Source organism: Collinsella sp. AM23-17 (assembly GCF_003470945.1).
GTDB classification, from domain to species: domain Bacteria; phylum Actinomycetota; class Coriobacteriia; order Coriobacteriales; family Coriobacteriaceae; genus Collinsella; species Collinsella aerofaciens_O.
Genome location: NZ_QRHU01000005.1, coordinates 54,521 through 78,467 on the forward strand (window position 1 = coordinate 54,521; position 23,947 = coordinate 78,467).

16 protein-coding genes are annotated in these 23,947 nt (G+C 59.9%); 15 read left to right on the forward strand and 1 reads right to left on the reverse strand.

Translation table 11 applies throughout. The features are described from left to right. The first annotated feature begins 172 nt into the window (after positions 1–172). The 9 genes from DW645_RS02990 to gatB all read left to right on the forward strand — a co-directional run bounded on the left by DW645_RS02990 (position 173) and on the right by gatB (position 15,430). A complete protein-coding gene (locus DW645_RS02990) occupies positions 173–1,453 on the forward strand; it encodes an MFS transporter (protein ID WP_158551566.1) in 1,281 nt (426 codons plus the stop codon). Positions 1,454–1,675: 222 nt separating this feature from the next. Continuing rightward, on the forward strand, positions 1,676–2,497 hold the full coding sequence (locus DW645_RS02995) for an HAD family hydrolase (RefSeq protein WP_118226232.1): 822 nt from the start codon (positions 1,676–1,678) through the stop codon (positions 2,495–2,497). Positions 2,498–3,022: 525 nt separating this feature from the next. Further along, entirely contained in the window at positions 3,023–6,379 is a 3,357-nt protein-coding gene (locus DW645_RS03000) for a Spy0128 family protein (protein WP_158568665.1), read from the forward strand. Beyond that, the gene (locus tag DW645_RS03005; protein WP_118226235.1) at positions 6,372–8,027 is read left to right on the forward strand and encodes a SpaA isopeptide-forming pilin-related protein; all 1,656 of its coding nucleotides are present in this window, start codon (positions 6,372–6,374) and stop codon (positions 8,025–8,027) included. Before DW645_RS03000 ends, DW645_RS03005 begins: the two co-directional genes overlap by 8 nt. Before the next feature lie 114 nt (positions 8,028–8,141). Beyond that, positions 8,142–9,863, forward strand: a complete 1,722-nt coding sequence (locus DW645_RS03010; RefSeq protein ID WP_158568667.1) for an isopeptide-forming domain-containing fimbrial protein — start codon at positions 8,142–8,144, stop codon at positions 9,861–9,863. Positions 9,864–10,685: 822 nt separating this feature from the next. After that, positions 10,686–11,603, forward strand: a complete 918-nt coding sequence (locus tag DW645_RS03015) for a class C sortase (protein ID WP_158568669.1) — start codon at positions 10,686–10,688, stop codon at positions 11,601–11,603. A 325-nt stretch (positions 11,604–11,928) separates the two neighbouring features. Beyond that, complete coding sequence (gene gatC / locus DW645_RS03020) at positions 11,929–12,240, forward strand: Asp-tRNA(Asn)/Glu-tRNA(Gln) amidotransferase subunit GatC (protein ID WP_117716772.1); 312 nt, start codon at positions 11,929–11,931, stop codon at positions 12,238–12,240. Further along, positions 12,240–13,754: an Asp-tRNA(Asn)/Glu-tRNA(Gln) amidotransferase subunit GatA gene (gene gatA / locus DW645_RS03025; protein WP_118226240.1), complete on the forward strand. Its 1,515-nt coding sequence runs from the start codon at positions 12,240–12,242 to the stop codon at positions 13,752–13,754. Before gatC ends, gatA begins: the two co-directional genes overlap by 1 nt. Next, entirely contained in the window at positions 13,754–15,430 is a 1,677-nt protein-coding gene (gene gatB, locus DW645_RS03030; RefSeq protein ID WP_089573180.1) for an Asp-tRNA(Asn)/Glu-tRNA(Gln) amidotransferase subunit GatB, read from the forward strand. The genes gatA and gatB overlap by 1 nt, the downstream gene beginning before the upstream one ends. A 216-nt stretch (positions 15,431–15,646) precedes the next feature. On the opposite strand, the gene DW645_RS03035 is transcribed toward gatB, so the two are convergent. Beyond that, positions 15,647–16,651, reverse strand: coding sequence for a helix-turn-helix transcriptional regulator (locus DW645_RS03035; protein ID WP_118226242.1), 1,005 nt, complete (start codon positions 16,649–16,651; stop codon positions 15,647–15,649). 114 nt (positions 16,652–16,765) lie between these two features. Between DW645_RS03035 and DW645_RS03040 the strand changes: the two genes are divergently transcribed. From DW645_RS03040 to DW645_RS03065, 6 genes are all read left to right on the forward strand, one after another. Continuing rightward, a complete protein-coding gene (locus DW645_RS03040; protein WP_199576421.1) occupies positions 16,766–18,589 on the forward strand; it encodes an ABC transporter ATP-binding protein in 1,824 nt (607 codons plus the stop codon). Further along, positions 18,590–20,347 carry an ABC transporter ATP-binding protein gene (locus DW645_RS03045; protein WP_118226244.1) on the forward strand — a complete coding sequence of 586 codons (1,758 nt, stop codon included), beginning with the start codon at positions 18,590–18,592 and terminating at the stop codon, positions 20,345–20,347. Between the two features lie 195 nt (positions 20,348–20,542). Then, a complete protein-coding gene (locus DW645_RS03050; protein WP_055250999.1) occupies positions 20,543–20,788 on the forward strand; it encodes a DUF6110 family protein in 246 nt (81 codons plus the stop codon). A gap of 78 nt (positions 20,789–20,866) precedes the next feature. Further along, positions 20,867–22,882: a heavy metal translocating P-type ATPase gene (locus DW645_RS03055; RefSeq protein WP_233540701.1), complete on the forward strand. Its 2,016-nt coding sequence runs from the start codon at positions 20,867–20,869 to the stop codon at positions 22,880–22,882. Between the two features lie 141 nt (positions 22,883–23,023). After that, the gene (locus tag DW645_RS03060) at positions 23,024–23,377 is read left to right on the forward strand and encodes a hypothetical protein (RefSeq protein ID WP_147349589.1); all 354 of its coding nucleotides are present in this window, start codon (positions 23,024–23,026) and stop codon (positions 23,375–23,377) included. Next, complete coding sequence (locus DW645_RS03065; RefSeq protein WP_147349588.1) at positions 23,374–23,889, forward strand: PIN domain-containing protein; 516 nt, start codon at positions 23,374–23,376, stop codon at positions 23,887–23,889. The genes DW645_RS03060 and DW645_RS03065 overlap by 4 nt, the downstream gene beginning before the upstream one ends. Positions 23,890–23,947: the final 58 nt, after the last annotated feature.

Below are 23,947 nucleotides of genomic sequence, written 5' to 3' on the forward strand. Positions count from 1 at the left end.
TTTGCTTTGGTAGATGTGTGGGACATGCCTTACAATCTACCAAGTAGTTCATGACGGGCGAAAAACGGAGAGAAGGGTCCTGATGTGTCCTTAATGTTTCATGCGGATAGATTGATTTGACAGACGGTGGCGAATGCCCACCGCCCGTATTCGTATGAAACAAGGAGTCTCCATGCTCGCATCTCTTTTCTCAAAGCCTCAATCATCGCTGTCCGTGCAGGCTAAACGCCTGGTGGCAATGCGCTTCCTCATCTACACCGGGTTTCAGACCAGTTATTTTATCGGCGTCATCGGAACGCTTACCTATGCGGACGATGCCTCGGTCGTCGCGACGTCGCTGGCCGTCCTGTTCATGAACGTTTTCGTGATCCTGGGTTCCTTTGCGGGTGGCGCTGCGCTCGACGCATGGGGTCCGCGCCGCCATTTCTTGCTGAGCATCGTCGGAGCTCTCGCAACTGGCACGGCAATCATCGCCTTTGGTAGCGCGACCGGCGTCGTCCTACTCGGCGCGGTGTTCCTGGGTTTTGTGATGGGATTTGCCCAGCCCATCGCCACGTCCTATCCGGCCTACCTCACCGACGATCCTGTCGAGCTCAAAGACATCAACTCCGCCATCGCCATGTTTTCAAACGTGAGTATCATCGTTGGCCCCACGCTGGGCGGCTTTGTCGCGGCGGCTGCATCGTCGCGCGCGGTGTTCGTGCTCATGATGCTCTTTACCGTGCTGGCGTTCGTTGTCGGTTGGGGTTTTAGGCCGCAGACCAGCCATGTCGCCGGGCATGCGGATGCCGATTCGGCAGAGGAAGGGGAGCGTGCGGGACAAAGCTCCAACCCCAGCACGTCCGCCCGCGCCACCTTCGCAGCCAGCATCAAGACAGTCTTCACCAACAGCGTCCTCGCCCTGCTGTTCTGCATCATTTTTCTTTCGAACTTTGGCTACGGAGCCTTCGATCCGCTGGAGTCGTTCTTCTACCGCGATGTCCTGCACGTCGGCGTTGAGTGGATGGGCTGGCTCTCGTCTGCCTGCGGTGTCGGCGCGGTGCTGGGTGCCGTGCTCGCGCTCCGCTTGCCGCCGCACCTGGTCAACCTTAAAACGCTGCTCGTGGCACTTATGTCCGTGGGCCTGGGAAGCCTGCTCTATGTGGGGACGCCGTACGTGGGTGTGGCCCTCGTCGGTCAGGTCGCCCTGGGCATAGCTTGGGGCATCGTCAACCCGCTCCACAACACGATCGTGCAAACGACGGCGCCGCTCGAGCAGCTCGGTCGCGTGAACTCGGTCATGGGCTTTGGCAATATGTTCGCCGGCGTGGCCCCGCTGGCGATTGCCCCGTGGCTGGCGGCGACATTTGGCGTACAACGGACACTCGTGGGGGCAGGCATGGTCGTGACGGCGGTTCCCGCGGCGCTGCTGCTGTTTGGACGCCGGCATCTGGATCGTGCCGTAAAGCGGTAAGAAACAGGTAAGAAACCATCACAACATTCGATGAAAATTGCGATTTTGCCGAAAAACGTCGAATGTTGTGATGGTTTGGCCCGCAAACGTCGCAACCACCACAAAGGGGCCAGGCACCTTTGTGGCGGTATTTTCTTTGACAGACCGCGCCCGAGCCTTGGTATACGATGTACGCCGTTCACGAATACACCCCACACCGCCGCGCCACCCAGAAAGGCCCCCATGGACACCACCTTTAGCCGCATCAAAGCCGTGTTCTGTGATATCGACGGCACGCTGCTCACGAGCCAGCACACGGTGTCCCCGCGCACCGTGGCGGCGATCCGCGCCCTGCGCGAGCGCGGTGTGCTCTTTGGCCTGTGCACCGGGCGCGACGCCCACGCGACCGAGGCCATGTACGAGCTCTGGGGCATCGAAGGCCTGGTGGACGTGCTCGTGGGCTGCGGTGGTGCCGAGGTCATCGACCGCGCGCACGACATCAACGAGCTGAGCTATCCGCTGCCGGGCGAGACCATCGCACGCATCTGCAAGCACATGGCGGGCCTGCCGGCAACGCCCGTCTGCCCCCGAGACGGCGTGTTCTACGTGCCCGAGAGCAACGCGTGCGTCGAGCACCTGTCGCGCGTCGACGGCGTGCCCTACCAGGTGGTCGATTTTGCCGAGTTTTTGCGCGAGCCGCAGCCCAAGGTGATGTTTACCATGGCGCCCGAGGTAATGCCGCGGGTGATTGAGCGAGCATTGACGTTTGCCGATGATACTGTTAAGGCGGCCGCCCTGCAAACCACGCAGCGCCTCTACGAGTTCATGGACCCGCGCGTATCCAAGACGCGCGGCCTTGTGCGCGTGGCGGAGCTCAACGGCATGGAGCTCCAGAACATCTGCGTGTTTGGCGATGCCGATAACGATACCTGCATGGTGGCCGACGCCGGCGTGGGCGTGGCTATGGCAAACGGCAGCGACGCCACCCGTGCCGCCGCGGACTTTGTAACCGCGAGCAACGACGAGGACGGCATCGCGGCCTTTATCGAGGAACACCTGCTGTAGCACCGGGGAAGAACCACCACAAAGGGGCCAGGCACCTTTGTGGTGGTTGCCTGATTGCGATTAGACGTTCAGGCGATTTGGATGAATAGACGACTATAGTCTGCGCTCACATTCAAATTATATTGTCTAAACATTACACCCCTAAGGACCGTTGGCTTAGAGATATTTCACCCGTCTGGTAGGTTATTCTCACAGGTGAAAGGCATACAGTTCATGGGCGATTTTCGACCGTTCACAGACTGTTTGTATTTGAGTAATTTGTTGTGCAAATAATTCTCAGGCGAATAAAAAGTAATTAACAGCTAAATTACCTGCAATTTAGCTACAATTAAAGCTAATAAAAGCTAGCAAATCTGAACAAATGTCAAGCGAATTGAGAATTCGTTACAAAACTGCTGACATTCTTAACACAGACATTTAAACAACAGCTACAATATGCATTGCTTAGCGCGCGCAAGTATCGGTTGCGCGCCCAAGTTTGATAGTGAAAGAGCAAGATCGCGGTCTCTTGGGGAGGAGGCATCGATGACAGCAAATTCAGACAAATCTAAGCAGCATAATAAAGCGACACATCGTGTATTAGCAGGTGTTTTGTGCGGAGCTTCCGTTTTGAGCCTGGTGCTGTCGCTCGTTATGCCTCCGATCTCGCAGGCCATTGCCAATGACGCCCAGACGGTTTCTGCCGAGGAAACTGTGATGGGGGGGGGTTCCTCAAGTGAGTCTACTGGTGTAGGCAACGCTACTAACGGGGATGTCGAAAACCAGAATAGTGATGATGCCGAGAATGGCGAGACCGATCCTTCAAATGGCCTTGAGCAGAATCAGGTTGAGGATCAGCCTGAGGACGAGCTACTGGGTGAAGACGGCAAGTCGTCGGATGACAATGCTGCAATGGCGGTCGCGGAAGGCGAGCAGGCCGAAGCGGCATCCGGTGAGATAGATAGCGCGGAAAAGCTGAAAACTGAGCTGGAGAAGGCGAGCGACGCTGCCAACTTTAAGCTTACGAAAGATATTGTTACCAGCGAGACAATTCAGCTCAATAAAAGCGGCAGTATTATCACGTTGGATCTAAATGGCTGCAAGATTAAGCATGAGAGTCCCAATCAGCCTCTCTTCAATATCACCGCTGGAGCAACGTTGACCGTCAAGGACAGCCAGCAAGCTGCCCCGACAGAGACCATGGTTAATGGAGTAAAAAACGGCAATCTCGCTTCAATGGAATACGACGGTTCCAGCATCCCGACCAAGCTTACCTACTACGTAACCGAATCGGTCGCAAAGGGAACCGGTACAACCGAGACCCTTAAAGCGCATAAGGCTGATATCAAGGGCGCCATCGTGGCGTGCCGTAACGCCGACACTACTGGTTTAAAGCTCGTCAACCTTTATAATGGCGGCAACTTCAATCTTGAAAGTGGCGTACTCACACAAAAGAAGGATGACCGTATCGGCAACCTCATCTATGCCGAGAACGGCTCTACCGTCAACATGAGCGGCGGCTATGTGTGCGGCGCTTCTGGCTCGGGTACTGGCGCGGGCATTATGGTATCCAACGCGAACGGTGGCGCCTCGACTCTTAAGCTGACTGGTGGCGTAATCGCTGGCAATTATGCCCCCAATGGCGGCGGCGTGTACGCTAACGGATCCACAGTTAATATGACCGGCGGCACGATTTCCGGTAACGGTACGTCCAAAGATCGATCGGGATACGGCGCTGGTGTTTGTGCTGTTAGTTCAACTGTAGTCATTTCAGGTGGTTACATCACCAACAACAACTATCAGTTCTACAGCGACAATGAAGGCTCCACGAAGCATATTGGTAACGGATGTCACGGCGGCGGTGGTATTGCTGCCTTCAATAGCGGCAGTCTCACAATTAACGGTGGCTTCATCACCGGTAACTATTCTGCCGAGGCCGGTGGCGGTATTTATGCTGGCGCTTGGAATCAGGCTCTCTCCTTGTTTTCGTTCTCTGGTGGAAGCATCGCCAGCAATGTGGCGCAAAACTCTGAGGGCGGCGGCATCCGTATCGCTGCGCCTACAGTTGGCGAATTTAATGTGATCGGCAAGAAAGCCTACATAACTAACAATACGACTAATACCCCCAATGACTGGGGCGGCGGCGGCGTGTTTGTCCAGGGAGGCAACAGTGCCGAAGGCGTTAATTCGGCGTGTCTCAAGATATCCAACGCCCTGATTACCAAAAACTCGGCCAAGGGCTATGGTGGTGGCTTCGCGGCCTGCCCGAGCGGCAAGACGGCGATTACAGATGCCAATGGTATTGCGATTTTCGGAAACACCGATGCAAACGGTGAGAATCTATCAGGCGGCACCAATGGTAAGAATGAAGACCAGCCTTCAAGTGTTGATGGCGGTGAGATTACTGATGACTTCAAGAGGCGTGGCCATGAGGACCTCTTCCTTATCCGCAAGTCGGATAACGCTGACTATATCGCAGCCGTAACGGGCCAGATGCTCGGCGGTGGTGCTGCAAATTGGTCGGGCACGATTGACGGTCAGCTTGCGACCATCGGTAAGTATGACGGAGCCCAAGCCAAGTACATGATTGGCCTAAAGTCCAAACCGTCCGCTGAAGATCAAAATGCTGCTATAGGGCTGGCTACGTTATATATCACAGGCAACAGCTCCAATATCCACGGTGGCGGAATCATGACCAACGGAGACGTTGTCGCCGGTTCCACTCGAGAGGTCAAGGTTTACCCCAAGATGAAGCTCAACGGCACCAAGGTGCTTGAGGGCGGCAAGCTTAAAGGAAATGATTTCGATTTCCAGCTTCTCAGGCAGAACAAGATTATTAACGAACTAGGCGAGATCTCATATACGATTCCGAGCTTTGACTCCAATGGTGATCTTCAGCTCAATCGCTGCTCGGTGGTCGATACGGTGAAAAACGATGAGAACGGAAATCTCACCTTTGATCTGGGTGAAGTTTATGCCGATGACGATCTTGTTTACTACTTGGTAGAGGTTCCGGGCACGGACAAGGACAAGGGCGTGACTTACGACAAAACGATCTACAAAATTGATCCTGAGGTTGTGAAGGATGAGGGCAAGTCGCACAATGTGCTTGACATTAAATACACGTATTACAAAGTCAAGAGCGTTTCGGTAACAAAGGTAAAAAATGACGGCGCTGGCGCAAGAACGCCAGAAACAGAACCAGCAGCCGTCACAGAAGCTGAAGGCGAAAACGCTGTTATCGCTGCGCTTACTAGTGGTGCAACTTTCACCAACAAGTACACTCCGTACACCTCCAGCGGTTCTTGGACTCCCAAGGCGACTAAGGTCGTTGAGGGTGGCGAGATGAAGGAGTTTACGCTTCAGCTTGCGACCGATGGCAGTTTTCAGCACATTATTCGTGAGGCCAATACTACTGGCGATAACAAGAAGCAGACGCTTTCGTTCTTAGATGACTCTGATAAGGGGATTGAGTACTCGCTCTCTGATATCACGAAGGAGCCTGACTCCACGGGCCGTGGCGCTTCCAAGACCTTCACGTACTATGTGCGCGAGAAAGACAACAGTTCGCTGTTCTCGCACTACAAGTTCGATAATTCGGTCTACAAGTTCACAGTTGTTGCAACGGACAATACCAGTGGGACCATCAGCTGTAAGGTGACCTACAGGAGGGGGACCGTTGACCCCGGCGGTACGTGGGTAAACGCCGATACTGCGGACCACGAACTCACCGACAGTTCCAACCCCACCTTCACCAACACCTACTCTACCTCTTTGCCCCTTTCCGGTATGTCGGGCGTTACGCTGACCTACCTTGCCGGCGCGGCGATGCTTTGCGTCGCTGCAGCCTGGATGCACGTTCGTCGCAAGGCGAGCGCGAAGGGAGGTGAGCGTCGTGAATAAGAAAGTTTGCTCCTTCCCGATCTTGTTTGCGCTGCTCGCCCTCTTGATCGGCACCTGCGCGGTTGTGTTCCCCGCATCCGCGCAGGCCGCGCCGAGCGCGACCGGATCCATCACGGTGACAGGCACCGTGGCGCGCAGCTACGACGCCTACCAGATCTTTGACGCCAACGTCGTCGATGACGACAACGACGCCAAGATCGCCACCGACCTTGTCTGGGCAAGCGATGCCGTGCGCGACGCCGCGCTGCCTGTGTTGCACAGCGCCGGCATGCCCAATTCCCAGACCACCGCACAGGAAACTGCCGAGTGGCTAAACACCGATTCCCGCCTTACGAGCGCGCTGAGCGCACAGCTCGCTCGTTCCCTCCAGAGCTCTGGCGCCGTGTCCGTGGCCCTTAACGCGGGCACGACGGCCGAGCTGCCCTGTGGCTACTGGCTCATCGTCGCCAAAGACGACGCCATCTCCCAAAACGAGGCCGGCACCGCGCCGATCATGGCCCTGGTCGGCGGCAGCGCCGTCATCGTCAAGCCCAAGGCCGCCACTCCCAAGGTGGCCAAGCACGTGCTGGAGGACAGCACCGCCGCCTGGCAGAAGGCCGCCGACGCCACAGTCGCCGACGACCTGTACTGGCGCCTCTCGGCCACGGTCCCGGCGGGTCTTACCGCTTACGACGCCTATACGGTGCAGTTCGTCGACACCATGAGCGCGGGGCTCGACCCCTCCAAGGTGGCCGCGAGCATGCGCGTGTACGCGGCGGTGGGCGCGAACGGCGGCTTCGACGCCGTTTCGGCCGGCAAGGGCGGCCGCGCCGGCACTAAGGCCGCGAAGGGCTGGACCGACATCACGGCCCAGTGCGCCACCAAGGTGGCCGCGGACGGGATCTTCACCGTGCGCACCGGCGACCTGATTGCCGCGCTCGGCGGGGCCGACGCCTTTACCGCGGGCGCCCGCGTGGTCGCCGTGTACAATGCGCCGCTCAACAGCGCGTGCAACCACGGCATCGCGAAGGGCAACCCCAACGAGGTCTACCTGCGCTACCCGCGCTCTCCTCTTGCCGACCAGTCCGGCGACGCCGGCTTCACCCGCACGCCGAGCGACGACGCGTGCGCCTACACCTGGGATCTCGCGCTCACCAAGCGCGGCAGCGACGGCGACAAGCCGCTGTCCGGGGCGGTCCTGAGCATCGCCGACGACCGCGGTCGCACGCTGGCGGCCGACGGCACGTGGGATGCGCAAGGCAAGGCCACCGTCACCACGGGCGAGGACGGCCGCGTGACCGTCTCGGGCGTGGACTCGGGCAAGCTGGAGGTCCGCGAGCTCAAGGCGCCCAAGGGCTACACCGCCTTTGAGGGCATGCGCGGCGTGACGGTCAAGGCCGAGGGCCTGGACGTCGACCAGGTGGCGGCCGCCAAGCCCAAGCTCACCGTCACGGCCGAGTCGCCCCTGCGCGCCGACAGCGCGGACGGGTCGACGGGCAGCCTGGAGGCGTCGATCATCAACACGCCCGCCAACGTTTCCCCTCGAGGCTTTATGCCCTCGACGGGAGATATGGCAATGTTCGCCGCGGCCGCCGTGGCGGTCGCCGGAGCCGCGCTCATCGTGGTCGCGCTCCTGGTCAAGCGGGGAGGTGGCAGCCATAAAAAGTAGCTGGCAGCCCCACCGAGAGCGGGGCGAGACACAACGAAGCAGATGCACAGACACAGACAGACGATGACCGATCGAATGAGAATCAAACGGAAAACGGAGGAAAAGAAGATGAGCATGAGCAAGAACATCGCACGCCTGGCAGTAACCGCCGGCCTCACCGCAGCGCTGAGCTTCGGCGGCGTCATGGCCCCGGTCACGATGGCGTTTGCTGCGGAGGGCTCGACTGTGACGTTCAACGATCCTGATTATGGAGCGTCCACGACCTATAAGGGCATTCAAATCTTTACGGCTACGGTTACGACGACCGCCGAGGGCACGACTGTGAGCAACATCGCGTGGGCCAGCGACGACGTCCAAACTGCTGTCGTAAACGCCATCAAGACAAAGGATGAATCCTACACTAGCAATAACGCGCAGGATGCCGCTGATTGGCTGAACAAACACAACGCAGGCACCGAGAAGACCGATGCAAGTACTAGAATCAGCAGCGGCCACGTTCTGAACAAGATTGCTGCCAATCTGAAGGACAGCGATGGCTGGGAGACGACGGCTGCGGGTAGCGCGTCCCTTTCTGGTCTTACCGCTGGTTACTGGCTTTTCCTGACCAATAGCGTTGCGGAAGGTTCGAATACCAAATCGAAGGACGTTTTTACCTCGCCTGTATATGCGGTCGTTGATGGCACGAATGATAAAGTGGTGACTCCCAAGAAGAGCGTCCCTGCCGTCGATAAGAAAATCGTGAGCGCCAAGGGCGATAAAGAGCTCGATGCGAGCGACTCCCATGTTGGGCAGGACGTAACGTTCAACCTCTACGGTACTATCGCTGACAACTATGACACGTACGATACGTATTACTATCGGTTCTCCGATCAAATTTCCAAGGGCCTGACGCTGCAGGATGGTGCTCAGGTGTATTTGTATGCAAGCAAGGATGCTGCGCAGAAAGATCTTAAGCACGAGAATCCGATATTGAACATCACGGGCTCGTTTACGTCGGATAGCGGTGATGCGGATGCGAACGGCAACAAGACGACGACTTGGACCTGCAGCAATCTTAAGAGTGTGGCGGGTGTTACCTCGGAATCCTGCATTGTCGTCTCCTATAAGGCACAGATCAACAGCGAGGCCGCCATTGGAGGCAACGCAGGCAACACCAACACCGCTACGCTTACGTACTCAAACAACCCTACGATCAACGACACCGGCACGACGGTGCCCGATGAGGTCAAGACCTACACCTATGGTCTCAAGCTTAATAAGGTTGACCTTGGCACCGAGGAGGCGCTTAAGGATTCGAATATTAAATTTACTATCAGGGTGAAGTCGGCGGCAGATTCCAACTTGGAGGGGAAATACGTTCAGTCCGATGGAACCCTCGTAGACGCTGAGTGCAAGTTTTCCGTCACCAACGGTGCTATTACTATCAAGGGCCTTGGTGCGGGAACCTATACGGTTGAGGAGACGGACGCTCCCGCTAATTACGATAAAGTGCAGCCCTTCGATTTCACGATTACGCCAAACAGGGACAGCGAGGCTTCAGGCGAAAGCCCGGTTGGAGCCAAGTATGAGATTAGTACCAGTCAGAAAGACCAGGTCATCATCGGCACGCCGAACGATACGAAGGACGACAACAAGCTCGAAGCCAAGACTGGCACAGCTACAAACGAAGACGGCACCTTCAACATCACCGTTGGCGATACCAAGCATGTCGGCCTCCCGCTGACCGGCCTTAACGGTGTGACCTTCACTTGGATTGCTGGTGGCGCGGTGCTGTGCATCGGTGTGGCGCACCTCATCCGCAGCCGTAAGCAGGCTGAGGAGTCCGAGCAGGAGTAGCGCTCACCCACCCATCCCTTTGGCAGGCGAGAAGTGATGGCCATGAGACTTGCGGACACTTTTCTCGTCTATCTACGTTCTTGCTTCGCCATCCTCTTTTCGGGGCAGACTCCGCGCTGGAGTTTGCCCCGTTTTTTGGATACAGCAGCCAGGCTCCAGCGTTCGATGAGGAGGCTGTTTTTCGTGGGACACCGTAGCCCGGCCTCCATTGCTCGAAAACCACTTACTCGATTTGAAGAGGAAAACTCAGACAAAGATCGAACACATAGCTATCGAACAGATGTTTGCTAATATTGCGTTTACCAGCTGTAAATGCGAGCATGCGCGCTAAAATGGCTTTGCGACGCATCCCGTGCGCGGGCGGCCGACGACTCGATCGGAGGTCCCCAAATGCTGAAATTCCTTAACGCGCTCGCCGCCCTCGCGACGGTGGGCACGTTCGTCATCGCGTTTCTTGACTCGTATGAGGTTCGGTTTAAGGTCCGTAGGCGCACGCGCGGTGCGGACGGTGGACGGCATTTGCGCCGAAAGCGCAAATAAGAATGCCCGGGGGTCGGATCCCGGGCATTTAACTAAAGCTGAAAACTAGGCCGCCCGCGCTCTCGTACACTTACGCGGGATGCGTCGTTTTCTATTGACATTGTATCCCGAATCGCCCCGCCGATTCAGGACATTTTGAAAACTCAAATGCTGGCTTATCCTCGACTGGACGGTGCGGTCTAGCTGTGTTGTCCGGCGCGGAAGCTCGCTAATCGGCTATTATTTGTTTAGACAACTTGAGTTGTAGAGGAGTGACCGGCGATGGTGCAGGGCGCCAAACATATGAAGGGCAATAACGCCGCGGACAACGGCGGCTCAAGCCCTCAGCCCAAACCTCAACCAAAGCCCAAGCGCCGTCGCAAGCGGCTGCCGCGCTGGGCCGATCGGCTCATCACCATCGTCATCATTTTTATTGGCGTGGGCCTTATGACCTGGCCGTGGATCTTGGACCGGCTCGAGGCCTCGGGCGTGTTCAACCAGATCAGCACCGTGTCCAGCACCGTGGACGCGCTGTCTGCCGAGGAGCGCGAGCGCATCCTGCTCCAGGCGCGCTCCTATAACGAGCAACTTGCCGGCGAGGCCACCGAGCTTCCCGCCGACCAGATCGAGCCCTACGCTCAGCAGCTCATCTTTGACCGCGACCCCATGATGAGCTGGGTCGAAATCCCCTCCATCGACGTGAGCATGCCCATCTACCACGGCACGAGCGAAGAAGTCCTTATGGCGGGCGTCGGCCACCTGGAGGGCACGAGCCTGCCGGTGGGCGGCACCTCGACGCATTGCGTGCTCACCGCGCACTCGGGCATGCGCAACCTGAGCATGTTCGACGACATTCACTCGCTGGAACCCGGCGACCTGGTGCTGCTGCACACCATGAACAAGACGCTCGCCTACAAGATGGTGGACTCCGAGGTGGTGCTGCCCGAGGAGATGGAGTCGCTGACCATCGAGCCCGGCGCCGACAAGGTGACGCTCGTCACCTGCACGCCCTACGGCGTGAACGACCATCGCCTGCTGGTGCATTGCGTGCGCACCAAGTACAACAAGAAGGACGTCGACAAGCAAAAGTCGCTGGCCGGCCGTCACTGGGGCAAGCGCGAGTTTGCCGTGCTCATCGTGGTCGTGGCCATTGTGCTGTTGCTGCTGGACATCGTGATCCACGCGGTCCGCAAGCGCCGCAAGGCCAAGGCCTCGGCATAGGACATTCTTCAGAACCACCACAATGGGGACAGGCACCTTTGTGGTGGTCGGGACTTCCAAACCATCACAACATTCGATGAAAATTGCGATTTTGACGAAAAGCGTCGAATGTTGTGATGGTTTTCGTTGTGGACGGCGCGGTTTTCGTTATGGGCGAGACGGTTTTCGCTACGGACAGTGCGGTTTCGCTGCAGAATCGCCAGCCCGCCGCCTGCCAGCCCGCCGCCCTCGTTACGTTTTCGCTGCATTTGGGTAAAGCACCTGCTCCAAGCGGCGTTGCCTTGTATACTAGAACGGTTTATCTGTTATGCGGAAGGGAGCGCCTATGGCACTCAGCGAGAAAGACGTGCGCGGCATCGCCGAGTACGCAAAGATCGCACTGACCGATGACGAGCTCACCCAGATGACGTCCTACATGAACGACGCCGTCCAGATGCTCGAGCCCGTCCTGCAATATGACTTACCCGACGTGGAGCCCACGTTCCATCCCATCGGAAGCCTGTCCAACGTGATGGGCGACGACCTGCGCGAGCCCGAGCGCGACCTGCCGCTCGACGTCGCGCTCGAAAACGCCGGCAGCGCGCGTGAGCGCTACTTCCGCGTGCCGTCCATTTTGGGAGAGGGGGAGAGCGAATAATGGCGCTAAGCTTCGATTCCCTTACCGCCGCCCAGATCGCCGCGGGCGTTGCCGCCGGCGACTTTACCGCTACCGAGGTGGCCCAGGCCTCCCTTGCCGCCATCGAGGCGCGCGAGGGCGGGGTCCAGGCATTCCTGCAGGTGGCGCCCGAGCTTGCGCTCGAGGCCGCCGCGCGTGTGGATGCCGACCGTGCCGCCGGAAAGCCGCTGCCCCCGCTCGCGGGCGTGCCGCTGGCCATTAAGGACAACATGAACCTCGTGGGCACGCGCACCACCTGCGCTTCCCGCATGCTCGAGGACTACCAGAGCGTCTACACCGCCACCTGTGTCCAGCGCATGCTCGACGCCGGCTGCCTGCCCATGGGCAAGGCCAACATGGATGAGTTTGCCTTTGGCAGCTCCACCGAGAGCTCGGCGTTCCACCGCACCAACAACCCCTGGGATACCGAACGCGTGCCCGGCGGCTCCTCGGGCGGCTCCGCTGCCGCCGTCGCCGCGGGCGAGGTCGCGCTCTCGCTGGGCTCGGACACCGGCGGCTCCATTCGCCAGCCGGCGTCGCTGTGCGGCGTGGTGGGCTTTAAGCCCACGTATGGCGCCGTGAGCCGTTACGGCGTGGTTGCCTTTGGCTCGTCGCTCGACCAGGTGGGGCCCTTTGGCCGCACGGTCGAGGATGTCGCGCTGGCCATGAACGCGCTTACCGGCGCGGGCCACGATCCGTACGACTGCACGAGCCAGGATTGCGCCGTCGACTTTACCGAGCATCTCAACGACAGCATCGAGGGCAAGCGCGTGGGCATCATCCCCGCGTTTATGGAGGCCGAGGGTATGACGCCCGAGGTCAAGGCCGCTGTTCAGCGCGCCGCCCAGGAGCTGCAGAACCAGGGCGCCGAGCTGGTCGAGGTCGACCTGCCGCACCTGGATGCCGCCATCGCCGCCTACTACGTCATCGGCCCGGCCGAGGCGTTCTCCAACCTGGCCCGCTTCGACGGCATTCGCTACGGCTACCAGGAGGAGGGCTGCGCCAACCTGTCCGACCAGAGCTCGCTGTCGCGTGCCCACGGCTTTGGTGCCGAGGCCAAGCGCCGTCAGATGCTCGGCGCCTACCTCCTCTCCTCGGGCGTGTACGACAAGTACTACTATGCCGCGCAAAAGGCCCGCACGCTCATCACGCAGGACTACGACGCCGCGTATGCCAAGGTGGACACCATCCTCATGCCCGCCTCGCCGCGCACGGCCTTTAAGTTTGGCGAGATCAGCGACCCCACGCAGATGTACCTCTCCGACCTGTACACCATTTCGCTCAACATCTGCGGCAACGGCGGTATCTCGGTGCCGCTGGGCCTGGGCGAGGACACTCAGCTGCCCGTTTCTGCCCAGCTGGTGGGACCTGCCTTTAAGGATCGTCAGCTGCTCACGTTTGCCCGCGCCCTGGAGCGCGGCTTTGCCGATGCCGCCACGGGTGCGCCCGCGCTTTCCGTCGCGCCCGATTTTGCCGGGAAGGGAGGCGAGCTGTAATGAAGGAGCTTTCCGAGGTCCTGCAGGATTGGGAGGCCGTGATCGGCCTGGAGATCCATACCGAGCTTACCGCACTCGATACCAAGATGTTCTGCAACTGCAAGCTCAGCCACGATGACGAGCCCAACGCCAACGTGTGCCCGGTGTGCCTGGGCCTGCCCGGCGCCCTGCCGGTGCCCAATAAGCGCGCCATCGAGAGCATCGTCAAGGCCGGTCTCGCCACCAACTGCGAGATCCAGCGCCACTCGATGTTTTACCGCAAGCACTACTTCTATCCCGATATGGCCAAGAACTTCCAGACTACGCAGGGTCCGGTCGCCTTTGCCATGTACGGCCACCTGGACCTGGACGTGACCGGTCGCGGTGCCGCCGAGCGCCCCGACTGCGCGTTTGGTGAGGCCGAGGCTCAGAGCCTGGCGAGCGCCTCGGCCAACGCCGAGGGCCTGTCCACGTCTATGACGTCGACCATGCGCGAGGGCAACCAGCGCGCCGGTCACCTGGCCAGCTACGATGCCTCCAACCTGCAGATGCCCGAGCGCCGCGAGGACGGTTCCTACACGGTGCCCATCCGCATCCTGCGCATCCACATGGAGGAGGACGCCGCCAAGATGGTCCACGTGGGCGGTGCCGAGGGCCGCATTACCGCTGCGGCCGAGTCGCTCGTCGACTACAACCGCTGCGGCACGCCTTTGATTGAGCTCGTGACTGAGCCCGATCTGCGCACGCCCGAGGAGGCTCGCCTGTTTATGGAGAAGCTCCGTCGCATCTTTGTGACGCTGGGCATTTCGGACTGCTCCATGGAGAAGGGTTCCATGCGCTGCGACGGCAACGTGTCGCTGCGCCGCCGCGGCGAGACCAAGCTGGGCACCAAGACCGAGCTCAAGAACCTCAACTCGTTTAAGAGCCTGCACGACGGCCTTGCCTACGAGATTTGCCGTCAGGCCGAGGTGCTCGAGGAGGGCGGAATCATCTATCAGGAGACCCGCCACTGGGAGCCCAGCCGTAAGCGCACCGTGGTCATGCGTGTGAAGGAGACGGCCGACGACTATCGCCTGTTCCCCGATCCCGATCTGGCGCCGTTCGATCTGGACGACGAGTTCATCGACCGCTGCCGTGGCGAGATTCCCGAGCTGCCCGATGCCAAGCGCGCCCGTTTTGAGACCGACTTTGGTATTAAGGCGGCCGATGCCGAGCAGATCGCGGGCGACCCCGAGTTTGCCGAGTTCTTTGAGGCTGCCGCTGCCGGTATGGCTGGCAAGGAGGCCCAGACGGTCGCAAACCTGCTGGTCAACGAGATGATCGCCTACCTTAAGAGCGCAGGCGTGTCGCTCGCCGAGTCCGGCATCGCGCCGGCTCAGGTAGCAGCGCTGGCCAAGCTGCTGGTGACCGATGCCATCAGCTCCAACCAGGCGCACGAGGTCTTTGAGGCCATGGCCCAGACCGGTGACGACCCCAACAAGATCGTCGACGAGCGTGGTATGCGTCAGGTGAGCGATGCCGGTGCGTTGCAGCCGATCGTGGACGAGGTGCTGGCTAACTGTGCCGATCAGGCGCAGCAGTATCGTGACGGCAACCAGAAGGTTATCGGCTTTTTGGTGGGCCAGTGCATGAAGGCGAGCCGCGGCAAGGGCAACCCGAAGCTCTTCAACGAGTTGCTGAGAACGTCGCTCTCGTAAACGGGAACCGAGGGGCCGGGCGCAGGGCCTTGCTTCTCAATTTCGGACAGTCCTGACTCACGACGGAGGCGCCACTGGCGCCTCCTGTTCGTGCGGAACTCATTGAGAGGCAAGGCCCTGCGCCCGGCCCCTCGGTTCCGTGACGACTCGGCCGTTCGGGTCAGGCGGGGCTGAATGGAATAGAGTGAATGAGGGTGCCGTTGGCGCCTTCATTCTTTATATATGTTGGGAGCGCCAAGCGGTGGGGGTGGTGCCGCTGTGTTGCTTGAAGGCTTGGGTGAAGGCGGCCTGCTGAGGGTAGCCTAGACGCTCTGCCACCTGCGCTATCGTGAGCGCGCTATCGGCCAAAAGGTCCTGTGCTCGCTCCATACGGCGTCTGCGAATGTAGGCGCCCAGGGACTCGCCAGTTTGGGCCTTAAAGGTGGCGCATAGTTTGGAGCGGCTTGTGTAGAGCCTCTCGGCCACCTCGTTGATACCCACGCGTCTGCCTTTGTCGAGCTCGCACTCAATCATCGCCGTTGCTTCTTCGGCAATGGTCACGCTGGCGCGTGTGTCTGCCGCCTGCTGCGCCTGCTTGTGGGCCGCGCGCGAACAGGCGAGCTCCGCGACCATGGTCTCCACGATGCCTTGCATATAGACGTGTCCGCCTACGGTGCGGGCGCGGTCCTCGTTAATCCGGTGCAGTGTGTGGCAGATGGCGGACGTCGCTTCCTCGTGCCATGGCTCGGCAAACGCCTCAAAGACCCCTGCGAACTCGGTGGGATAGCGGTGCTCCAGTTCGTCAAAATATCCAGGCAAAAAGAGCACCGAGCGCGAGTGATAGAGCCGCCCTGCAAATAGCGGGCTTAACTCCTCGCCACAGTTATCTTGGGTAAAACTGCACACGGCATTGTTTGGCCACGGTCCATGCAGGGGTTTAAGGTTCGCAGGCGTTATGCCGGCTTCGGGCATGCACATGAGCGTGGGCGCGCTGACCTCGCTCACGCACGCGTACGGTTCGGGTGTGTATTCGGCCAGGTACATATCGTGCATCGGGGTAATGAAATGCTCCATAACGATGCAGGCGGGGGAGAGAGGCATGATCCATGCGCGTCCGTGCGCCCGATCGTTTGCCACCTCGCCGGTAAAGACGGCGCCCTTGCCGGTAAGCTCCAGGCCAAACTGCTCAAACTGCGGTGCGTAGAGCTCGGTTATGTCGGTCGCTGCCCGCCGTATTTGCAAAAGCGTCCCTTTCCTTTGCAGAAACGTCCACGCCTGGCTCGATTGTGAGCCATGGCTAACACATCAATGATAAGTTCATTACGGTTAACTCTCAAGCCGTTAGAAGGGAATCTCATGGCAAAGGGGTCAAAAAGGGAAGGCGGCGGTATCGGCGAGCTGCTTGCATATGCCGGCGACCGCAAATTCCTAACGTATTTGGGCATGGCTCTCTCGGCGCTCTCGCAGCTGCTGAGCTTTGGCCCGTACGTGTGCATTTGGCTTGTCGCGCGCGATCTGATCGCCGTGGCACCTAACTGGAGCGAAGCCTGCGACATCGCGACGTATGGCTGGTGGGCCGTGGGGTTTGCGCTGGCAAGCATCGTGGTCTATTTCGTGGGGCTCATGTGCACGCACCTGTCTGCGTTTCGCTGCGCGTCCAATATCCGCAAGACTACGAGCGAGCACCTGCTTAAGCTGCCGCTTGGCTACTTTGACACACACGCCACCGGTGAGCTGCGCCGTATCGTAGACGGATGCGCCGCCTCCACCGAGACCCTGCTCGCGCACATGCTACCCGATATCGCCGGCGCCACCGCCATGGTCGCAGGTCTGCTCGTGCTGCTTTTCGCCCTCGATTGGCGCTTGGGCGCGGCATGCCTTATCTCGGTCGCCGTTTCGCTTGGCGCCATGGCCACCATGATGAGCGGCAAGGGCGCCGAGTTCATGAAGGCCTACATGGGCGCGCTGGTCAAGATGAACAAGACCGGTACCGAATACGTACGCGGCATTCCCGTGGTCAAGGTGTTTCAGCAGACGGTCTATTCCTTTAAGGCGTTCCACGACGCGATCGCCGAATACGCCGACATGGCACAAAGCTATGCGGGCACGTTTTGCCGAGGTCCGCAGGTACTCAACCTTACCGCGCTCAATGGTCTTGTGACATTCCTGTTGCCCGTGGCGTTGCTGTTGGCGCCGGGCGAGAAGGACTTCGCGCATTTTATGGCCAACTTCACGTTTTACGCGATATTTTCGGCCGTGGTACCGACGGCCATGACCAAGCTCATGTTTGTGGGCGAGGCCTCTCAGATGAGTGCCGATTCGCTGGCTCGAATTCGAAGCGTCATGGATTCCAAGCGGCTCTCCGTGCCCGCGCAACCCAAGCACCCTGCCGGCGGCGACGTGCGATTTGAGGACGTGAGCTTTACGTACGAGGGTGCCGAAGCACCTGCCGTTAGCCATGTGAGCTTTAACGTTTCCGCGGGTAGCACCCTCGCCCTGGTGGGTCCCTCGGGCGGCGGTAAGTCAACCTGCGCCAGCCTGATCCCGCGTTTTTGGGATGTTTCTTCGGGTCGAGTGCTCGTAGGCGGTGTGGACGTTCGCGACATGGACCCGCACGAGCTTATGGACCAGGTTGCCTTCGTGTTCCAGACCAACCAGCTGTTCCGGCAAACACTTGCCGATAACGTGCGTGCCTCCAAGCCCACGGCCACTGACGACGAAGTGCGTGCGGCCCTCTCCGCAGCTCAGTGCGACGACATTGTGGCCAAGCTCCCGCAGGGTATTAACACCATGCTCGGTGCTGGAGGGGCATATCTTTCGGGCGGCGAGGTGCAGCGCGTAGCACTCGCCCGCGCGATCCTTAAAGACGCGCCTATCGTGGTGCTCGATGAGGCCACGGCGTTTGCCGACCCCGAGAACGAGGCGCTCATCCAGCGCGCCTTTAGCAAGCTGGCGGCGGGTCGCACGGTCATTATGATTGCGCACCGACTCTCGACTGTAGTGGGGGCCGACAAGATCGTGGTGCTCAATCAAGGTAGCGTGCAGGAGGCCGGCACCCATGCCGAGTTGCTGTCCCAAGAGGGTCTGTATGCCAAGATGTGGGCCGAATACGAACAGGCCGCGAGCTGGAAGATCACTGCCGCCGCAGATGCCGCCGTCACGAAGGGAGGCGAGGCCTAAATGATCGCCTCATTCCAAAAGAAGTATTTCCTATCCGATAAAGGCGTCGCCGGCGTAAAACGCGGCATTTTCTGGACCGCGCTCACCAATCTCATTACCATGGCCGGCATGGGCTTATTGTCCCTGGTCATGGCCGGTTTTGTCGAACATCTCGCCACCGGTGCCGACCTGCCGGATGCCCTGCCGATTGTGGGCGGCCTCCTGGTCTTTTTCGTGTTGCTCTTTGCCTCTAACTGGCAGCAGTATTACTACACCTACTGCATCTTTTACGAGGAGTGCGGCAAGCAGCGTATGGAGATTGCCGAGCGCTTGCGCAAGCTGCCGCTGTCGTTTTTTGGCCGTCGTGATCTGGCCGATTTAACCGAGACCATCATGGGCGACGTCCAGGCCATGGAGCACGCCTACAGCCACGTGCTGGGAGAGCTTTGGGGTGCCATCATCGCAAGCGCCATTGTGTTCGTGGCGTCGCTGTTCTTTTGCTGGCAGCTGGCGATCGCGGCGTTTTGGAGCGTGCCCGTGGCCTTTGCCATGCTGTATCTGACACGCGGCCCCATGACCCCGGTGTTCGACCATGTGCGCGCCGAGAAGGTCAAGGTTACCGAGGCGATCCAGGAGACGCTCGACTGCGTGTGCGAGATCCGCGCCACCAACCAGGAGGCTCATTATCTTGAGGGGCTCAACGCCGTGATCGATGCCGAGGAGCGCGAGACCACCAAAGGCGAGCTCGCCAATGGGCTTTTGGTCAACTCCGCCTTTGCCATCCTGCGCCTGGGGATTGCCACCACGTTGGTCACGGGCGCTGCGATGGTCGCCTCCGGCCAGGTCGACTTTTTGGTGATGTTTGCCTTCCTGCTTATGGTGAGCCGCATCTATGCGCCTTTTGACCAGGCGTTAATGTTAATGTCTGAGCTGTTTGCTGCCGAGTCGTCTGCCAAGCGCATACGTTCCATCATGGAGGAGCCCGTGGCGCGGGGCAGCGAGCAGTTTGAGCCCGTGGGCCATGACGTGGTGTTCGATCACGTGGCATTTGGCTATGGTGCGGGCGAGGACGGCCGCGCCGGCGAGAAAGTTCTTACCGACGTGAGCTTTACCGCCAAGGAAGGCGAGGTCACGGCACTGGTCGGTCCTTCGGGCTCCGGTAAGTCCACGGTGAGCCGCCTGGCCGCGCGCTTTTGGGACGCCACCGAAGGCACGGTCACCGTGGGCGGCGTGGACGTTGCGAGCGTGGACCCCGAGGTGCTGCTGCGCGACTACGCCATTGTGTTCCAAGACGTGCTGCTCTTTGACGACACGGTGATGGGAAACATCCGTCTTGGTCGTCGCGATGCCACCGATGAGGAAGTGCTTGCTGCCGCGCGTGCCGCCAACTGCGACGAGTTTGTAAGCCGCATGCCGCAGGGCTACGACACCATGATCGGCGAGAACGGCTCCAAGCTGTCCGGTGGCGAGCGTCAGCGCATCTCCATCGCCCGCGCGCTGCTCAAAGACGCGCCGATCGTGTTGCTGGATGAGGCGACGGCGAGCTTGGACGTAGAGAACGAGACCGTGGTGCAGCAGGCGCTCTCCCGCCTGCTCGCGGGCAAGACGGTTATCGTGATCGCCCACCGTATGCGTACGGTGGAAAATGCCGACAAAATCGTTGTACTCAAGGATGGTGTGGTTGCCGAGCAGGGCGCTCCGGCGCAACTCAAAGCGGCAGGCGGAGAATTCGCCCGCATGGTTGCGCTGCAAAAGGAAGCAGCTACCTGGCAGTTGTAAGAAGGGACAAAGGGACAGTCCCTTTGTCACATTGACAATCGGTTGCTCCGCATCGTTAATTTTCAAAAGGTTAGCCATGGCTGACCTAGATAGTTAGATAAAATTGAGATATTTCAAAAGTGTGCTCGAGCAAACTTGTTTACTCGGGTGCTGAGGCACCGTGCCGCGTCCGATGCGGCAAAAGGGAGAAGCAACATGAAGAAGTCGACGTTCAATACCCTGCTTGTCGGTGGCGGTTTTCTGCTTGGCACGGCCGGCATCAAGCTGCTTACCAGCGCTCCGGTCAAGAATGCCTGCGTGCAGGGTATTGCGTGCGGTATGCGCATCAAGAACGGCTACCAGGACATGGTCGAGCAGGCCAAGGCTAATGTCGACGACATGGTTGCCGAGGCTGCTTACATCACCCAGAGCGAGGCCGCTGCTGACGAGGCAGCCGAGTAACGCTCCCAGGCACAAACTATGAGATTCTCGATTATTAGCGAGATCCCCGGCAGGACCCGTCTTCAATTGGCGGGTCCTGTGCCAGAGAGCGATCTCGATGCACTTCTTAAGCTCAGCGGCGATATCGACGGCGTGCACAAGGTGCGCGTATATGGCCGTATCGGCCAGATGGCACTCGAATATGACGAGCGGTGTCGTGCGGGCGTGCTCGACGCCTTGGGCGCACTCGATGCCCAGGCCATTTCCGACGCAAAGACGGGTTACGTGATGCAGCTTGAGCCACGCAAGCACAAGCTCGTCATGGATCTTGCCACACTTATCGGCGCCCACTACGCGCGCCGCTGGTTCTTGCCGACGCCTCTGCGTGCGGTGTTTGTCGTGGTCGGTTACATGGCCTTTTTGCGTGCCGCCCTCCACGAGCTCGCGCAGCCGCGCCTGACCGTTCCCGTGCTCGACGCTTCGGCCATCGGCATTTCGTTCGTCAAACGTGATGTCGACACCGCTGGCCAGACGATGTTCCTGCTCAACGTGGGCGAGCTGCTCGAGGACTACACGCGCGCCATGAGCGAAAACGAGCTCATCAACTCGCTGCTCGATGTGCCCGACAAGGCGCAAAAGGTCGTCGGCGACACCGAGGTAAGCGTTGCCGCGACCGAGCTTGAGCCCGGCGATCTGGTCGTCGTGCGCACTGGCATGTCCATTTGCATCGACGGTGTTGTCGAGCAGGGGAGTGCTATGGTCAACCAGGCGACCCTGACCGGCGAGCCGCTGGCCGTCGAGCGCAGCGCAGGGGACGACGTGTTCGCCGGCACCGTCGTGGAAGACGGCAGCATCTTGGTTCGCGTGCGCGCCAACACGGCTCAGACCAAGCTTCGCTCGATCGTCTCGCTCGTGCAGACGGCCGACTCGCTCAAGTCCGAGGGCCAGTCGCACATGGAAGACCTCGCTAACAAGATCGTCCCGTGGAACTTCCTGCTCGCGGGCCTGGTCGCGCTTACCACCCGCAGCCTCATCAAGACCTCAGCGGCGCTGATGGTCGACTACTCGTGCGCACTCAAGCTCACGGGTTCCGTCGCCGTCATGACCGCTATGAGCGATGCTGCCAAGATGGGCGTCATGGTCAAGGGCGCAAAATACTTTGAGTCGTTTGCCAAGGCCGACACCATTGTGTTTGATAAGACTGGCACGCTCACCGAGGCGCAGCCGCGCCTGGCTTGCGTGCTGACGACCGACGGCTGGAGCGAGGACGAGGTCCTGCGCCTTTCTGCCTGCCTGGAGGAGCATTTCCCGCATCCGGTGGCGCGTGCCGTGGTCAACGCCGCCCGCGAGCGCGGGCTCGAGCACCGCGAGCGCCATGCTGCGGTCGAGTACATCGTGGCGCATGGTATTGCTTCGTCCATCGAAGGGCGTCGCGCGATTATCGGCTCGGCACACTTTGTGTTTGAGGACGAGAGCGCGCAGCTCGATTCCGACATTAAGGAGCGCATTGAGTCCCAGATGCAGGGCCTGTCGCCGCTGTATCTGGCGGTCGATGGAAAGGTCGTCGGCGTGCTCGGCATCGAGGATCCGCTCAAGGCCGGGGTCCGTGAGGCCATCGCCGACCTGCACGCGTTGGGCGTTAAGCATGTCGTTATGCTCACGGGCGACTCGGAGCGCACGGCCGAGCGCATTGCTCGCGAGGCGGGGGTCGACGAGTTTAAGGCCGAGCTGCTGCCCGAGGACAAGTACGCGTATGTGGAGCGCATTAAGGGCGAGGGGCGCCACGTTGCCATGGTGGGCGACGGTGTCAACGATTCGCCGGCGCTCGGTTTGGCCGACGTGGGCTTGGCGATGGGTGGCGGAAGCGACATCGCCAAGGAGGTTGCCGACATCATCCTGACCGATACGGATCTTGCCGCGATCGTGCGCCTGCGCCGCATGAGTCAGGGCCTCGTTGATCGTCTGACGAGCTCCTACTCTAAGGTGATGCTCACCAACTCAGCGCTCCTGGCGCTGGGCATTACCGGCGCGATTACCCCGCAAGCGTCGTCGCTGCTGCACAACGGCTCGACGATTGCCTACAGCCTGGGCAACGCAAAGGCGTACCTGCGTTAGCAGACGTGTTCGCCCACGTTATCTGGCCTGCCCAGACGGCATCGGTGTCGTCTGGGCGCAGGCCTTTTGCGTTTGACCATGTGCTAGCTTCTCTATATAGTGTGGCTAGCAGAGCTAGCAATTGAAGGGAGCGGGATCGACGTGGGTGCTGTTAGCGGCATGGCGCAGGTGAATGTTCGCGTAGATCGCCAGGTCAAGAATCGTGCCGAGGAGGTACTGCGGCTTTCGGGCGGGTCACTGCCCGAGCTCATCAAAAAGGTGGTGGCCAAGGTCGCGCAGGGTGGCGGGCAGTGCGAGGAAGTGCTTGCGGCCGTCGACGACCGGCAGCAGACCGTCGCGCACGATACTCCGTTCGCCGCGTCGTGGGCAGCGGCAGACCGGCTTTATGCAGATTTGGGCATCGTTGCGCCGCCCGCATCCGACGATCGCGGTTGGGACGCAATCTATTCCGAAGCCATGGATGAGCATTATCGCCAAAAGGGGATGATCCTGTGAGCGAGGTTCCCCTCAAAATAATGGTGGATGCCAACGTATGGGTTGATTCGTTTTGCGCCGACCATGCCGAGTCGCTTGCCGCACGTGCGTTTATTGGACAGGCGACGGAGACGGGGGCATTGCTGTTCTTTCCGGTGCATATCGCCAAGGACGTGCTGTACGTTGTCCAACACGAGCTGAAGCGTAGCGTTCTTGCCAGCGGGGGAGCGCTCGACGAGGCTTCTGCCCGCGCGATTGGCGATGCGGCGCTGGCGTTTGTTCGGAATATGACCGAAAACGCCACAGCCGTGGGTGCAGATGCGTCGGACCTTTGGCTGGCCGACAAATACTTAGCGCTCCATCGCGATTACGAGGACAACTTGGTACTCGCCGCATGCAAACGCGCGCAGGTCGATTACTTGGTGACCAACGATCGCAAGCTGCTCGAACATGCCGATCTTGCAGCAAAGACCCCGCGCCAAATGATGCCGATTCTTGCTTTGGCCAAACGCGGCAGCGCGGTTATCGGTTGACGCGAACTGTTTGCGGGCCCCTTGGACGACGATGCGCCAAGGGGCCCGCGTCTGCTAT